This is a genomic window from Acidovorax sp. Root217, from assembly GCF_001428645.1.
In the GTDB taxonomy this organism is placed as follows: Bacteria; Pseudomonadota; Gammaproteobacteria; order Burkholderiales; family Burkholderiaceae_C; genus Acidovorax.
Genome location: NZ_LMIH01000006.1, coordinates 474,371 through 489,728, shown reverse-complemented (window position 1 = coordinate 489,728; position 15,358 = coordinate 474,371). Strand labels below are relative to the sequence as shown.

The window sequence follows — 15,358 nt, the reverse complement described above, 5'->3', positions numbered from 1 at the left end:
CCCCCTTGGTTGGAGCGGGGCAAGGCATGGAGATGCCTATTTGGGCCAGAGCACCCACAGCCGCAGCCCCTGCTTGAGCCGGCCGGCGATGTCGCCGGCCTCCTGCCCCCAGCCCGTGAAGTAGTCGGCCCGCACGGCGCCCAGGATGGCGCTGCCCGTGTCCTGCGCCAGCACCAGCCGGTTCAGTTGCACCTGCGGCCCCGTGGAGGCCAGCCACACGGGCGTGCCGTAGGGAATGCTCTGGCGGTCCACCGCGATGGAGCGGCCCGGCGTGAGCGCCACACCCTGAGCGCCCTTGGGACCGAAGCCGGCTTCCATGCCGTCGAGCGTTTCTTCGCGGAAGAACACGTAGCGCGGGTTGGCCCAGAGCAGCTCATTGGTGCGCTGCGGGTTCTGCGCCAGCCAGGCGCGGATGCCGGGCCAGGTGGCGTCGCGCGTGGCGCCCTGGTCCAGCAGCCAGCGGCCCACGCTCTGGTAGGGCTGGTCGTTGGTGCCGGCGTAGGCCACGCGCACCAGGGTCACCGAGCCATCGGGCTCGGCCACGCGCAGGCGGCCCGAGCCCTGGATGTGCAGCACCATCGATTCGACCGGGTCGCGCAGCCAGGCGATGGCACGGCCCTGCAGCGCGGCTTGCGCCTCGGGCAGCGTGTCGATCTGCTGGCGCGTGTACCAGGGCTTGCGCGCACCATGCCCCGCCGGCAGGCGGTACACCGGTACGGTGAAGCCGTTGCCGGGCTGGCGCGCGGCGTCGATCATGGGCTCGTAGTAGGCGGTGAGCAGGCCCTCGGGGTTGCCCTCGGCCGACTCCACGCGGTAGGGCTGCAGCCGCGCCACCATCCAGGCGCGCTGCTCCTCGGGCGTGGCAATGCTCAGCTGGCGTACCTCGCCGCACAGCAGCGTGAACTGCGGCGCGGGGCGCTCGCAGCTCTTGATCCAGGCGTTCCAGGCCTCGTGCAGCGCATCGTTGGCAAAGCCCGGCAACTCGGCCCAGCGCACCGGGATCCAGCGGCTCTTGGGCTGTGCCATGGCGGGCGGCAGGGGACCGTTGTCTCCCGGAACGAACACGGCGCCGGGCACGGGTGCGGGAAAGATGGCCCCAGGCGAAGAGGGGCTTGTGGGGGCAGGCCGGGAGGCACAGGCGGCCAGCGTTCCTACAATCAGCGCCGTCATCACAAGGCGCAGGAGTGTCAATTTCATGGGTCTGATTTTGCTTGAAGCGCTGCTGGCGCTGGTGGTGCTGGTGGCCATTGTCTGGTGGACCATGTTTTCGGGGCGCCGCAGCGGCGAACTCAAGGCCCCGGAACCTGAGGAAGGCAAGGACGCCAGCGCGCCGACACCCAAGGACTGAACGCGGGTATCAATGCCCCAGGCGCAGCAGGTTGGCCAGCTCCACGGCTGATTTCACCTGCATCTTGTCGAACACGCGCGCGCGGTGCACTTCCACCGTGCGCACGCTGATGTCGAGCTGGTCCGCGATGAGCTTGTTGGGCAGGCCCGCCACCACCAGGTCCATCACGTCGCGTTCGCGCTCGGTCAGGTCCGCCAGACGCACCTGCAGGTCGCTGCGCTCGCGCAGCGCGGCCAGGTGGGCGGCTGATTGCGCCAGCGCCTGCTCGATGCGGTCCACCAGCGCGTTGTCGGAAAACGGCTTTTCGCAGAAGTCGAAGGCGCCGCGCTTGACCGCATCCACGGCGGTAGGCACATCGGCATGGCCGGTGAGAAAGATCACCGGCATGGTCGCCAGGTCGCCGCGCACGATCAGCAGGTCGAACAGCGCCAGGCCGCTCATGCCCGGCATGCGCACGTCCAGCAGCAGGCAGCAGGGCTGGCGCTGCGCCGGGCGCGACTGCAGCGCGGCATCGAAGGCTTCGGCGCTGTCGAAGGACTCGCTGGGCAGGCGGCGCGAGCGCAGCAGCCAGGCCAGCGCTTCGCGCACGCCCGCATCGTCGTCGACGATGTACACGGTGGCATTGGAGACGGGTTCCATCAGGAGGGTGCAGGTTGGTAGACGGGCAGCGTGAAGGTGAATACCGTACCACGCGGTTCGTTGGCGGCAAAACCGAGAAAACCGCCATGCTGCTCGATGACGGTGCGGCACAGGCTCAGGCCCAGCCCCATGCCCTCGGCGCGCGTGGTGAAGAAGGGGGTGAACAGGCGTTCGGCCACGTCGGGTTCGATGCCGGCACCCAGGTCGGCCACGGAGAACTCGATCCAGGCCTGGTGCGCGTTCGATGCGGCGCGGCGCGCCCGGATCTCCAGCACCCGCTTGGAGATGCCCGGCACGTCCATGGCCTGCATGGCGTTGCGCGCCAGGTTGAGCAGCACCTGCTCGACCATGGTGCGGTCGCACAGCGCAGCGGGCAGCTCCGGCTCCATCACGGTGTGGACCCGCACGCCGATCTTGCGCGCCTGCAGGCTCACCAGCGGCATGATGGCGTCGAGCAATTGCTGCGCCGTGACGGCCTCGCGCGCCTGGTCGCGGCGGCGCACGAAGTCGTGCACGCTCTTGATCACCTTGCCCGCACGCTCGGCCTGGCGCGCAATCTGCTGCATGGCCATGCGCACGTCCTGCAGGCTTTCGGGTGGCGGCACCTCACCCGCGCCAGCGGGTGCCTGCAGCAGGTTCATGGAGCCCGTGGCGTAGCTCGATATGGCCGCCAGCGGCTGGTTCAGCTCGTGGCTGAGCAGCGAAGCCATCTCGCCCACGGTGGCCAGGCGCGCCGTGGCCTGCAGGCGCTCCTGCGAGGCGCGCGAGAGTTCCTCGATGCGGCGCTGCTCGCTGATGTCGAGAAAGGCGCTCATCCAGCCGGTGTGCAGCCCCTGGGCATTGATCAGCGGCGCCTCGATGATGAGCACCGGAAAGCGCGTGCCATCCTTGCGCATGAACTCCGACTCGAAGCCTTCGCGCGGCGGCATGTAGCCGGCAAAGCGGATGGCCTGGCGCTGCTGGTATTCCTCCACGCGCTCGGGCGGCCAGTAGGGGGCCGATACGCTCAGGCCCAGCAGCTCCTGCGGCGCAAAGCCCACCATGTCGCAGAACGCCGGGTTGACGTAGGTGATGCGGCCCTCCAGGTCGCGCGCACGCAGGCCCGTGACCAGCGAATCCTCCATGGCCTTGCGAAACGCCAGCGCGTCCCCCAGGTCGCGCTCGGCGCGCAGGCGCCGGCGGTTGTCGCGCACCAGCACCACCATCACCGTGACCAGCGCGATGGACATGGCCGTGACCAGCGCCGTGAGCACGTTGGGGAACAGGCTCGGGGCGCTGTGCCAGGTGTCCATGCGCAGCACCAGGGTGGCGCCGGGCAGGTCCAGCAGGTGCGTGGCCGTGAACATGCGCGAGCCGCGCCGCGCCGCGCCCAGCACCGCCAGGCGCGTGCCGTCGGCCTCGGTGAAGGAAGCCTCCTGGCTGCGCGTGAGGCTGTGCCCCACCAGGTCTTCGAGCATGGCGTTGAGCGCATAGGTGGCCACCAGGAAGCCGGTGCTGCGCCCGCCCGACGTGATGGGCAGGCACAGCTCCATCATCTCCGAGCCCAGGCCGTCGCCATGCGGCTGGAAGTAGCTGCTGGAATACGCCGGCCCGCTCAGCCGGCGCGCATTGGCACAAGCCAGCGAGGCATCGGAGTGGGCGCTCTCGCGCGTGCCCCGGTCCCAGTACACGGGGCGGTACGGTGTCTGCACCTGCGAGCGCAGCCGCATGCCGGTGTCGCGCCACTCCAGGCGCACCAGTTCGCGGTGGCCGCGCAGCAGCTCGGAGGCATTCACCTCCCAGGCCAGGATACCCGGGTCATCGGCATGCAGGGCCTGCAGGCTCTGCAGGTTGCGCGTGAGGGCCACGCGCACGTCCGAGACGGCGTCTGACGTGTCGCGTTCGAGCCGGCTTTGCACCTGGCTGGCTTCGTAGCGCCCGGCCAGCCAGACCACGGTGACCAGCATGGCCACCACCAGGGCCACCAGCAGCGTCCACAGCGACCAGCGCCGCCAGGCACCACGCCAGCGCTGCCACAGGGTTCGGCGCGGCTTGCTCACAGCACGCGGTGGCCCAAGGCAGGCAGCTGGCTGCGCACCTCGCGCAGGCGCGCCCTGGCCAGCGTGCCCAGGGCGATGCCGGCGCCCTCTGCGTGCAGCGCTGCGATCTCGCCCCAGGGGTCGACCAGCATGCTGTGGCCCCAGGTGCGCCGGCCGTTTTCGTGCACGCCGCCCTGGGCCGGTGCCAGCACGTAGGCCAGGTTCTCGATGGCGCGGGCACGCAGCAGCACCTCCCAGTGCGCCTTGCCCGTGGTGTGGGTGAAGGCGCTGGGCACCAGCAGCAGGTCGGCCCCGGCATGGGCATGGGCCCGGTAGAGTTCGGGAAACCGCAGGTCGTAGCAGACGCTCAGGCCCACGTGCCAGAGCTCGCCCTCGCGCGAGCGCAGCTCGAACTGCACCACCTCGTCCCCGGGCTCGATCACCCGGCTCTCGTGGAACTGGTCCTGGCCATTGTCGAAGTGGAACAGGTGGATCTTGTCGTAGCGCGCAACGCAGGCCCCCTCGGGGTTGAAGGCCAGCGTGGTGTTGCGCACGCGCACGGGGTCGTTGCCGCGCAGCGGCAGGGTTCCCCCCACCACCCACAGGCCGAGCTCGCGCGCCGCCCGTGCGAGAAAGTCCTGGATCGGCCCCTCGCCGGGCGACTCCTGCAGCGCCAGCTTGTCCGTGTCCTTCCGGCCCATGATGCAGAAGTATTCGGGCAGCACGGCCAGCTCGGCTCCCTCGCGCGCTGCCTGCTCCAGCAGGGCCCGCGCCGCAGCCAGGTTGTCGTCGAGGTGGGTGCCGGAAACCATCTGCAGGGCGGCGACTTTCATGAGGGTTCTCCGGTTCGGGGGGCGGGAGGTGGCGGCCCGGTGTCCGCCGTCGTGCCCGACACGCGGGTGCGCCGGGGCACGCGCACCACGCGCGGGTCGGACCAGGAGCCATCGATGCGGAACTCCTGGGTCGCCGCCTCGATGAGAGGGCCGCGCAGGAACACCTGGGCCAGGAAGCTGCCCAGGCCGATCACCGGGTTGATGGCGGTCGCCACCAGCGAGGCCGTCATGGCATTGATCTCGGGCACCACCACCACGCGCAGGTCCTGCGTTTCGCGGTCGATGTCGGCACTGCCCTCCATCAGCACGGCGGCGTTCACGCCCTTCATCTGCAGGTTGTTGGTGGTGGCCACGCCCTGCTCGATGCGCAGGTCGCCGCGCACAAAGTCGAAGGCAAAGCCTTCGCTGAAGACATCGCGGAAGTCGAGCGTCAGGCGCCGCGGCAGCGACTGCAGGCTGAGCACGCTGAGCAGCTTGGCCAGGCCGGGATCGGCCTTGAGGAACTGGCCGGCCTCGATGTTCACGTTGACCAGACCCGTCATCGAGCGGTAGTCGGGGCTGAAGGGTGCGCCCACCCAGGCCACCTGGCCTTCCATGCGGCCCTTGCCGCGCCGCAGCACGCCCGGCATGGCAAAGCGGGCCAGCAGGTCGCCCGAATCGCGGATGTCGAGCCGGAAATTGAGCACCGTGCGCCGCTCGCCGGCCCCGCCCCCCGCCATCCGCGCCTGGTTGAGCAGGGCCCAGTTGCCGCTGGCCGTCAGGCTGCCTTCGGGCGAGGTGATGTTGAACTTGGACAGGCGCCACTCGCGCGGCGTGGTGTCGCTGCCCCGGTTCTGCGCCTCGATCTCCACCCGGCCGAGCTTGCGGCCACGCAGTTCGAAGTCGTCGACCACGATGTCCAGCGCGGGCAGCGACCCCGGCTGCTCCTCCAGCAACGCCTCGACCTGGTTGGCATCGCTCTGCGGCATGTTCAGGCGCGACAGGCGGGCGAACAGCCGCCCGTTGCCCGAGTCGCCGCCACCGCCTTCGCGGAACTCCACGAAGCCGCTGAGCTCGCTGGCGTCGATGTTGCCCTTCCAGACCGGGCCGTCGCGCTGCCCGCCCGCCACCACGTTGTGCAAGGTGCGCCCTTGCGCCGACAGCTCCTTGGCGCGCAGCGCCACGGTGGTGGGCAGGTAGTCCAGCGTGGTGCTGGTCAGGGTGGAGGGGGTGCCTGGGGTGCGCGCTGCACTGCCTGCCGGGCGCGGCGGGCTGAGCAGGTCCTCCCAGGCGTCGATGTCCAGTTTGGCCAGTTGGATGTTGGCCGTCACCCCTTCGCTGGGCATGGGCGCAGACTCCCCGGGCGCCAGCCCCACACCAATGGCCCCGCGCAGCACACGCGGCTGGGTGCCGCCCAGGTCGCGGTGGTAGGTGGCCGAGCCCAGAGCCCCCAGGTCCAGCATGATCTGGTCGCGCAGCGGGGGCGGCGTGCCCGCGGCAGTCACCGTGCCGGTCAGCGACTCGCGCGCCAGCGAGTTGTCGTAGCGCAGCGGCAGGCTGGCCTCGGCCGTCTTGCCCAGCGGCGCCGGCAACGCCAGCGCCATGCCCTGCAGGCTGGTCGTCACCTGCACCTCGGGCACCCCACGGCGAAAGGCCAGTGCCAGCGTGTAGGGCGCGCTGCCCGTGGCCCGGCTGGCCAGTTGCGACAGCAGCCCCATCTGCGGCGCCTGCTGCAGCCCCTCGGCCGTGGCCGTGCCCTGCGCACGCAGCTGGATGGCCGCCTCCGTGGCCGGGGCATTGACAGCCAGGGCGCGCATGCCCCCTTCCAGCCGCACATCGCCGCCCAGCGCCCGGGCCTGCACGCCGACCAGCGAAAACCCCGTCTCGCTGAACTGCACCGCGCCGCGCGCACGGCCGAGCATCGGCGTGTCGGGGGTGATGCGCACGTCGTTGCCGGCCAGGGTAATACCGCCCTGCACCCGGGATTTGTCGATGTTGCTGATGGGCAGGGTCAGCTTGAGCTGGAGGTCGGCCAGGCCGGTGCCGCTGGCCTGCGCCAGGGCATTGCCCGTCAGGCGCGAGAGCGGCGAGGTGTTCACCACGCTGAGCAGTTCGGACAGCGGACCGCGCGCATCGGCATTGACACCGACCACGGTGTGCGACAGATCGGGGATGGAGGCCTCCACCCGCGACACGCGCACGCCGGACGTGCCTGCAAAGCTGCCGCTGGCGCCGCGCACCTGCATGGACGAGCGCTCGAAAATCAGCTCACCCTGCAGTTGCGTGAGCGCCGGCCAGCGCAGCGGATCGTTCGGGTGCAATTGGGGGGGCACGAAAGCATAGGTCACGTCCTTGACGCGCGCGGCAATGCGGAATTCGCCCAGGCGCGGGTCGTTGAAGGGCAGGTCGTGCAGGTCGCCCTTGACCTTGAAATCGACCCCGCTGGCCGTACCGGCCACCACGCCGTCGCGCACGTAGTGGCGGGCATCCTCGGGGATGGACAGTGGCAGGTAGCGGTGCACGCGCGTGCCGTCGGCGCGCGTGAGCTTGCCCGACAGGTCCAGCACCCCCGGAAATCGCGAGCGGTGCGGTGGCTTCGTCGCATCGGCGGTATGCCAAGTGGCCCGCGCCTCGCCCTGGGCATCGGCATTGGCGAACTTCACGTCATTGACCTGCACCGCGATGCGCTCGCCCTCCAGTTGCCAGCGCACCTCGGCGCTCAGGCGGTCCAGCGGCAGCAGGGGGTCTTCGAACACACCGGGCAGCAATAGGGCACCGGATTCGATGGCGAGCTGGGCCTTGCCGCCGCCCTGCGTCATGTCCAGGTCCACCGTGGCACCGCGCAGCCCCAGGCTCTGGGCGGCCCCGTTGTTCAACTCCCCCGCCAGCGCCAGGCCCTGGATGCGGCCGCGCAGCTGGTACTGCTGCAGCGCATCGAGCGGGCCCTTCCAGTTGGCCTGGATCTCGTTCACCAGGCCCTTGGGTGCGTACTGGCGCAAGGCGTCGTGGGCGGTGCTGCCCAGGGGCAGGCGACTGGCGATCTGCGCCAGGGCTGCCAGCTCCAGCCGGTCGGCACGGAAATCGCCCTGCGCGGGCACGTTGGCTGTGGCATCGGTGTACACCAGCTTCACGTTGCCCCCGGGCCAGCGCAGGCCGTCATCGGTGGTGAACTGCAGGCCCTGCGTGGAGAACTCGAAGCCGCCCTTGAGCTGGCGGCCCCCCAGACGCCCGGCGATGGAAGGCAGCACCAGGGGCTCCAGTCCCAGGCCCAGGGTGGCGTTCACGTCCGCCAGTGCCAGGTCGGCCGTGCCGCCCACGATCTGGCCGCTCTTCACGTCGGCCCAGGCCCGCAAGGCGCCACGGCCCTGGGCCACATCCACTCCCAGGTCCGCATGGTGGCGCAGCCGGGATACGTCCACCCGCGCGAAGTCGGCGTAGACCTGGCCGTTCCAGTGCTGCCAGTTGCCGTCGCGCGCGCGCAGCAGCGGCGCGCGGAACAGGCCGACCAGGGTGAAGCGGTCGCCCCAGTCGGGCGGCGGCGTGGCGTCCACGCGCATGCGGTGGCTCCAGTTGCCGTTGCGCACCAGCAGATCCACATCGGTGAGCGCCAGCTGCGGTGCGTTGCGCATCTCGTCGGTCCAGCGCAGGGTGCCGCCCTTGATGAGCACCTCGCCCTGCGAGAAGAACCAGTCCGCCGCGCTGCTGCTGTCGCTGCCGCTGTCCTTCATGGCCAGGCCCGCCACGGTGATGCGGCCGTCGCTGGCGCGGCGGATGTCCAGGTCCGGCTTCTCTATATAGAGCTGCTCGAAGCCGAAGTTCAGCAGCGAGCGCGGCGACAGGGCCACGACCACGCGCGGCAGGCGCAGTGCCTCGCGGCCGGCGCTGTCCAGCAGCGCCACATTCACCAGCTCCACGGAAGGGATCAGCCCCTCCGAGCGGGCGCTGATGGCCCCGATGCGCACGGGAACCCCTAGCGCCCGTGCGGCATGCGCTTCCAGCTGCGGGCGGAACTCGCCGATTCGCGGCACAATCCAGCCATGAAGGGCCCCCCAGGCGATGGTCAGCAGCAGCCAGAAGGCCAGCAGCAACCCCAGTGACCACCGCGCAAAGCCTGCCACTGTCTTGAGCAGGCGTGAGGGGTGCGGGGTGGGATCGATCATGGTGGGATTGAATGTGGCAGGAATTATGACCCGCGGTTTCCTTGTGGGTTCAATGAGAACCAGTGTCCTTGTGTGTGCAGCAGCCCTTGGCCCCGTGCCCGAGGCCCACTGCGGCACCCGCCACACCCATGTCCGTCACCATGCCCCTGCCCTGTAACGACCCCTTCCAGGACGGCGAACCGCTGGCCGGGCATTCCCGCTTCCTGCAGCGCCTGCACCGGCGCTACGGCAGTGATTTGACCCTGCTCCCCGCCGGGGCACCCCGGCGCGCGGCGATGGATGCGGTCTGCGACGCCCTGCTGGCACGCGGCAACGACACTGGCACCGCCCTGCGCGTGCTGCGCCAGCTGGTCATGGAACGCCTGATCCAGCTCGACTGCGATGGCCAGGCGCCGCTGTCCGACATCACCTGCGCCGTTACCGAGCTGGCCGAACTGGCGCTGGACCGCGCCTGCCGGCATGCCCGCCAGGAACTCGACACGCGCCACGGTGCGCCCCAGGGCCCCGAGGGCCAGGCCGTGCAGCTGTGGATCATCGGCATGGGCAAGCTCGGCGCGCGCGAGCTCAATGTATCGAGCGACATCGACCTGATCTACGTCTACGAGCATGACGGCGACACCGCCGGCACGCCCGACGGCCGGGGCAAGATCTCCAACCACGAATACTTTGCCCGCGCGGTCAAGGCCATCTACAGCCTGGTGGGCGACACCACCGAGCACGGTTTCGTGTTCCGTGTCGACCTGGCCCTCAGGCCCAACGGCAACTCCGGCCCTGCAGCGGTCTCGCTGGCAGCGTTGGAGGAATACCTGCAGGTGCAGGGCCGTGAATGGGAACGCTTTGCCTGGCTCAAGAGCCGGGTGGTGGCGCCGCGCGACTGCATTGCCAGCACCGAGGTGCAGGCACTGCGCGGCGTGGTGCTGCCCTTCGTGTTCCGCCGCTACCTGGACTACAGCGTGTTCGATGCGCTGCGCCTGCTGCACAGCCAGATCCGCGACCACGCCGCCAAGCGCAGCGCAGGCCATCCCGAACGCGCCAACGACGTCAAGCTCTCGCGCGGTGGCATCCGCGAGATTGAATTCACCGTGCAGCTGTTGCAGGTGGTGCGCGGCGGCCAGTTCCCCGAGCTGCGCCGGCGCCCCACGCTCGACGCCCTGCAGCGCCTGGCCCAGGCCGGCCTGATGCCACAGCCGACGGCCGATGCCCTGGCGCGGGCCTATGTCTTCCTGCGCCGCGTGGAGCACCGCATCCAGTACCTGGATGATCAGCAGACCCATGTGCTGCCCACGCGCGACGACGACCTGGCCTGGATCGCCCGCACCATGGGCTACCCCGACTGCTGCGCCTTCCTGCACGAGCTCGACGCGCACCGCGAGCTGGTGGCGCAGGAGTTCGACACCCTGCTGGGCGGCAACGGCAAGAAGCAGTGCAGCAAGGGCGGCTGCGGCGGCCCGCGCGCGGCCGCGCCCCCGCCACCCGAACTGGAAGCCTTGCTGGAGCAGTTGCCCCCCGGTTTCCGCGAGCGCGTGGCCGAGTGGCGCAACCACCCGCGCGTACAGGGGCTGCGCGACGAGACGCGTGCGCGCCTGTTCCGCCTGGTGCAGCGCACCGCCCAGTGGCTCACCGAAGGCCGGGTGACCGAAGAGGCCGCCGTGCGCATGGCCAACTGGCTCGAACCCCTGCTGCGCCGCGACAGCTACCTGGCCCTGCTGCTGGAACGCCCCTCCGTGCACGAGCAGATGCTGCACCTGCTGGGCGCCGCGCGCTGGCCCGCGCGCTACCTGCTGCAGCACCCCGGTGTGATCGACGAGCTGGTGGGCGATGCTCTGCTGGCCGAGCGCTTCTCGGTGGCGGATTTCGAGCGCGAGCTGGCCATGCGCCTGGCCTCGATCACCTCCACCGGGGAAGACGACGACGAAACCCTGCTCAACCTGCTGCGCCGGGCGCAGCATGCCGAGACCTTCCGCACGCTGGCGCGCGACGTGGAGCACCGCATCACGGTCGAGCAGGTGGCCGACGACCTGAGCGCCCTGGCCGACAGCGTGTTGCGCGTGACGACCCAGTGGTGCTGGAACCGCCTGAAGACCCGCCACCGCGAGGTGCCGCAATTTGCGGTGATCGGCTACGGCAAGCTGGGCGGCAAGGAGCTGGGCTACGGCAGCGACCTCGATATCGTGTTCGTCTTCGACGACGACGACGAGCGCGCCCCCGAGGTGTATGCCGCCTTCGTGCGCAAGCTGATCAACTGGCTCACGGTGAAGACCGGCGAGGGCGACCTCTACGAGATCGACACCGCGCTGCGCCCCAACGGCAGCTCGGGCCTGCTGGTGACGCGCTTCGAGGCCTATGCCAACTACCAAGAGCGCCGGGGCAGCAACACCGCCTGGACCTGGGAGCACCAGGCCATGACGCGCGCGCGCTTCGTGATGGGCACGCCCGAGCTGGAAGCGCGCTTCGACGCGGTGCGCACCGCCGTGATCACCTCGGCGCGCGACCCGGCGCTGCTGCGGGGCGAGATCGTCGCCATGCGCGAGAAGGTGCGCCAGGCCCACCCCACGCGCGACGGGCAGTTCGACGTCAAGCACAGCCGGGGCGGCATGGTCGATGCGGAATTCGCCGTGCAGTGCCTGGTGCTTTCGCAATCGGCGGCGCACCCCGAGCTGGTGGCCAACGTGGGCAACATTGCCTTGCTGCAGCGCGCAGAGCAGGTCGGCCTGCTGCCGGCCGGCGTGGGCCACGCGGCGGCCGACGCCTACCGCGAGCTGCGCCGTGTGCAGCACCGCGCACGCCTGGACGAAGCCCCGACCCAGGTCACGCCCCCGGCCCTGCAGGCCGAGCGCGACGCGGTGCTGGCGCTGTGGACGGCAGTGTTCGGCAACGGCCATTGAGCCCCCGTTCCTGGCGGGCGGTAGCCTGTTGCCGATTGTCACGCTAATTTAAACACTTGTTTGAATTATGGTGGTTTAATCCACCGCCATGCGCTCCACCCCGCCCGTTTCCCAGCCTGCCGCCAAGCGCGCAGCGCGCCCCGCCCGTGCCGCGCGCAGCGATGGCGACGACACGCGCGCACGCCTGCTGCAGGCCGCACTGCGCTTGTTTTCCGAGAACGGCTTCGCCCGCACCTCGGTGCGTGCCATCGCCGTCGCGGCTGGCACCAACGTGGCCGCCATTGGCTACCATTTCGGCGACAAGGCACAGCTGTACACGGCCACGTTCTACGAGCCCTTTGGCAGCGGCAGCGACCTCATCGAGGTGTTTGCTGCGCCCGGGCTCAGCCTGCAGCAGGCCCTGCAGCACTACTTCACTGGGCTGCTGGAGCCACTCAAACACGACGACCTGGTGCGGCAAGCCACGCGCCTGCATGTGCGTGAGCTGCTCGAACCCACCCACGTCTGGCCCGAGCTGATCGAGCGCGAATGCAAGGCCCCGCACATGGCGCTGGCACGCCTGCTGTGCGGGCACATGGATGTGCCCGAGATCGACGATGACATGCACCGCCTGGCGTTCTCGATCGGCGGGCTGGTCATGCTGCTGTGGACCCAGCGCGACGCCATTGAGGCCATCGCCCCCCAACTCGCAGGCCCCGCCACCGCGGACGCCTGGGCCGAGCGCCTGACCGGCTATGCCATGTCCATGATCCAGGGCGAAGTGGCACGCCGCCAGGCACTGCGCGAACAGCGCGGACACAACAACAAGGAGGAAGAGGAATGACATGGTTTGTTCGAACCCTGGGCGTGTGCAGCGTGCTGCTGCTGGGCGCCTGCAGCACCGCGCGGCCGCCCCAGGCGGTCCCGGTGCAGGCGCCTGCGGGCTGGGCAGCGCCCCTGCCGCATGGCGGACAGATGGCCGACCTGGCCCAGTGGTGGCGCCAATGGAATGACCCGGCCCTGGTGCCGCTGATCGAGGCCGCGCAGGGCATCAGCCCCAGCGTGGCCCAGGCCCGTTCGCGCCTGCTGCAGGCCCGCGCCACGCAGACCACAGCCCGGGCAGCCCTGCTGCCCACGCTCGATGCCCAGGCGACAAGCAGCCGTGGCGCCAACGCGCAGATCGGTGGCCTGGCCACCACCAGCCAGGCCGGCCTGCAGGCCGCCTGGGAAGTGGACCTGTTCGGCGGCGCCGCCGCTACGCGCGATGCGGCCAGCGAGCGGCTGGCCGGTGCCCAGGCCCTGTGGCACGAGGCGCGCGTGAGCGTGGCCGCCGAGGTGGCACTGCAGACCAGCAGCCTGCGCACCTGCCTGCAGCAGCTGGACGTGGCCGAGCGCGATGCGCGCTCGCGCTCCGAGACCTCGCGCCTGTCGGGCCTGAGCGAGCGCGCCGGCTTCACCGCCCCGGCCACCGCCGCCCTGGCACGCGCCAGCGCTGCCGAGGCCACGGCCCGCGCCTCGCAGCAGCGCATGCAGTGCGACGTGGAGTTCAAGACCCTGGTGGCCTTGACCGGACAGGACGAGGCCGCGCTGCGCCAGCTGATCACGGCCACGCCCGTGGTCCCGGCGCCCGACAGCCTGTTCGCCATTGCCGCCCTGCCAGCGCAGGTGATCTCCCAGCGCCCCGACGTCTACAACGCCGAGCGCGAAGTCGCCGCCGCCAGTGCCGAAGTGGGCAACGCCCAGGCCCAGCGCTACCCGCGCCTGTCGCTCAGCGGCAATATCGGCAGGGCCTGGGTCCGCACGGGTGGCACCACGACCGATGTGGACGCCTGGACCCTGGGCCCTCTGGCCTTGAGCCTGCCGCTGTTCGATGGTGGTCGCCGCGCCGCGCAGGTCGATGCATCCCGGGCGCGCTACGAGGAGTCGGTGGCGCTCTACCGCGCCCGCATCCGCCAGGCCGTGAGCGAGGTGGAGCAGGCCCTGGTGCGGCTGCAGAGCACGACCGAGCGCAATGCCAGCGCCCGCGCCGCGGCCGAGGGCTACCGCATCTCGTTCGACGCCACCGACGCGCGCTGGCGCGGCGGCCTGGCCAGCTTGGTCGAGCTGGAGGATGCGCGCCGCACGGCGCTGGCCGCGCAGAACGCGCTGCTGGCCCTGCAGCACGAACGCCAGTCCGCCTGGATCGCGCTGTACCGCGCCGCCGGCGGCGGCTGGGACAGCACGGCCCCCGACATGGCAGAAACCGCCCAGGCCGGCACCCGCTGACCCCGGCCCCTTATTTTCCTGACACCTTCCGCATGAACGGACCGCTTTCATGAACCAGTTCAAACTCTCCGCTTCCACGCTGGCCGTCGTTGCTGCCTGCGTCCTGGCTGCCACCGGCGCCCTGGTGTTCTCGGGCGCTTCGCGCGCGGCCGACGAGCCCAAGGCCAACCAGCCCCGTCCGGCATTGACGGTGACCACGGCCCAGCCCCAGCGCATCGCCGTGCCCCTGCGCCTGGCCGCCAACGGCAATGTCGCGGCTTGGCAGGAGGCCATCATCGGTGCCGAAAGCAATGGCCTGCGCCTGACCGACGTGCGCGTGAATGTGGGCGACGTGGTCAAGCGCGGCCAGGTGCTGGCCACCTTCTCGGCCGAGACCACACAGGCCGAAGTGGCCCAGGGCCGCGCCAGCGTGCTCGAAGCCCAGGCCACGGCCGCCGAGGCCGCCGCCAATGCCGAACGCGCGCGCTCGCTGCAGGCCTCGGGCGCATTGAGCCAGCAGCAGATCCAGCAGTACACCACCGCCGAGAAGACCGCCCAGGCGCGCGTGGAAGCGGCCCAGGCCCAGCTCAACGCGCAGCAGCTGCGGCTCAAATACACCCAGGTGGTGGCGCCCGACAGCGGCATCATCTCGGCCCGCAACGCCACGGTGGGCGCTGTGGTGGGCGCCGGCACCGAGCTGTTCCGCATGGTGCGCAAGGGCCGCCTGGAGTGGCGCGCCGAAGTCACATCGACCGAGATCGCGCGCATCCAGCCCGGCTCCAAGGTCAGCGTGACGGCGGCCAGCGGCACCACCGTGCAGGGCACCGTGCGCATGGTCGGCCCGACGGTGGACCCCCAGACCCGCAACGCCCTGGTCTACGTGGACCTGCCCGCCACGGCGATGGACACGCCCACGGATGCCAAGACCTCGCTCTCGGCCATCCTGCCCGGCATGTTTGCGCGCGGCGAGTTCGCACTGGGCAGCAGCGATGCCCTGACCATTGCGCAGGAAGCGGTGGTAGTGCGCGACGGCTTTTCGTACGTGTTCGCGCTGGGCAGCGACCAGCGCGTGCAGCAGCGCAAGATCCAGACCGGTCGGCGCGTGGCCGACCGGGTGGAAGTGCTGTCGGGCCTGGAGGCATCGACCGCTATTGCCGTGCGCGGTGCCGGTTTCCTGAACGATGGCGATCTGGTGCGCGTGTCCAACGCTGCGCCCGCCGCTGCCGGCGCCCCGGCCGCACCGGCCTCGGCCACCAAGTAAGAAGGAGCATTC

General features: G+C 70.5%; 10 protein-coding genes. 5 read left to right on the top strand and 5 right to left on the bottom strand.

The window, feature by feature from the left end; translation table 11 throughout:
* Positions 1-36: 36 nt before the first annotated feature.
* Positions 37-1,263, bottom strand: coding sequence for a murein transglycosylase A (locus tag ASE31_RS06245; protein WP_200961078.1), 1,227 nt, complete (start codon positions 1,261-1,263; stop codon positions 37-39).
* On the opposite strand from ASE31_RS06245, the gene ASE31_RS32195 reads away from it, so the two are divergent.
* Positions 1,196-1,348: a hypothetical protein gene (locus ASE31_RS32195; RefSeq protein ID WP_164470713.1), complete on the top strand. Its 153-nt coding sequence runs from the start codon at positions 1,196-1,198 to the stop codon at positions 1,346-1,348. The genes ASE31_RS06245 and ASE31_RS32195 overlap by 68 nt on opposite strands.
* 9 nt (positions 1,349-1,357) lie before the next feature.
* On the opposite strand, the gene ASE31_RS06240 is transcribed toward ASE31_RS32195, so the two are convergent.
* From ASE31_RS06240 to ASE31_RS06225, 4 genes are read right to left on the bottom strand one after another with little or no spacing between them, the layout of a single operon-like run.
* Complete coding sequence (locus ASE31_RS06240) at positions 1,358-1,987, bottom strand: response regulator transcription factor (protein ID WP_057200647.1); 630 nt, start codon at positions 1,985-1,987, stop codon at positions 1,358-1,360.
* The gene (locus tag ASE31_RS06235) at positions 1,987-4,026 is read right to left on the bottom strand and encodes a nitrogen regulation protein NR(II) (RefSeq protein ID WP_057200646.1); all 2,040 of its coding nucleotides are present in this window, start codon (positions 4,024-4,026) and stop codon (positions 1,987-1,989) included. The genes ASE31_RS06240 and ASE31_RS06235 overlap by 1 nt, the downstream gene beginning before the upstream one ends.
* On the bottom strand, positions 4,023-4,838 hold the full coding sequence (locus tag ASE31_RS06230) for a carbon-nitrogen hydrolase family protein (protein WP_057200645.1): 816 nt from the start codon (positions 4,836-4,838) through the stop codon (positions 4,023-4,025). Before ASE31_RS06230 ends, ASE31_RS06235 begins: the two co-directional genes overlap by 4 nt.
* Positions 4,835-8,977, bottom strand: coding sequence for a YhdP family protein (locus ASE31_RS06225; RefSeq protein ID WP_057200644.1), 4,143 nt, complete (start codon positions 8,975-8,977; stop codon positions 4,835-4,837). The genes ASE31_RS06230 and ASE31_RS06225 overlap by 4 nt, the downstream gene beginning before the upstream one ends.
* A gap of 140 nt (positions 8,978-9,117) precedes the next feature.
* Between ASE31_RS06225 and glnE the strand changes: the two genes are divergently transcribed.
* The 4 genes from glnE (at position 9,118) to ASE31_RS06205 (ending at position 15,346) form a co-directional block, all read left to right on the top strand.
* Positions 9,118-11,862: a bifunctional [glutamate--ammonia ligase]-adenylyl-L-tyrosine phosphorylase/[glutamate--ammonia-ligase] adenylyltransferase gene (glnE, locus tag ASE31_RS06220; protein WP_057200829.1), complete on the top strand. Its 2,745-nt coding sequence runs from the start codon at positions 9,118-9,120 to the stop codon at positions 11,860-11,862.
* A gap of 88 nt (positions 11,863-11,950) precedes the next feature.
* Positions 11,951-12,685, top strand: a complete 735-nt coding sequence (locus ASE31_RS06215; RefSeq protein ID WP_057200643.1) for a TetR/AcrR family transcriptional regulator — start codon at positions 11,951-11,953, stop codon at positions 12,683-12,685.
* Positions 12,682-14,106, top strand: a complete 1,425-nt coding sequence (locus ASE31_RS06210; protein ID WP_057200642.1) for an efflux transporter outer membrane subunit — start codon at positions 12,682-12,684, stop codon at positions 14,104-14,106. The genes ASE31_RS06215 and ASE31_RS06210 overlap by 4 nt, the downstream gene beginning before the upstream one ends.
* Positions 14,107-14,155: 49 nt before the next feature.
* Positions 14,156-15,346 carry an efflux RND transporter periplasmic adaptor subunit gene (locus ASE31_RS06205; protein ID WP_057200641.1) on the top strand — a complete coding sequence of 397 codons (1,191 nt, stop codon included), beginning with the start codon at positions 14,156-14,158 and terminating at the stop codon, positions 15,344-15,346.
* Positions 15,347-15,358: the final 12 nt, after the last annotated feature.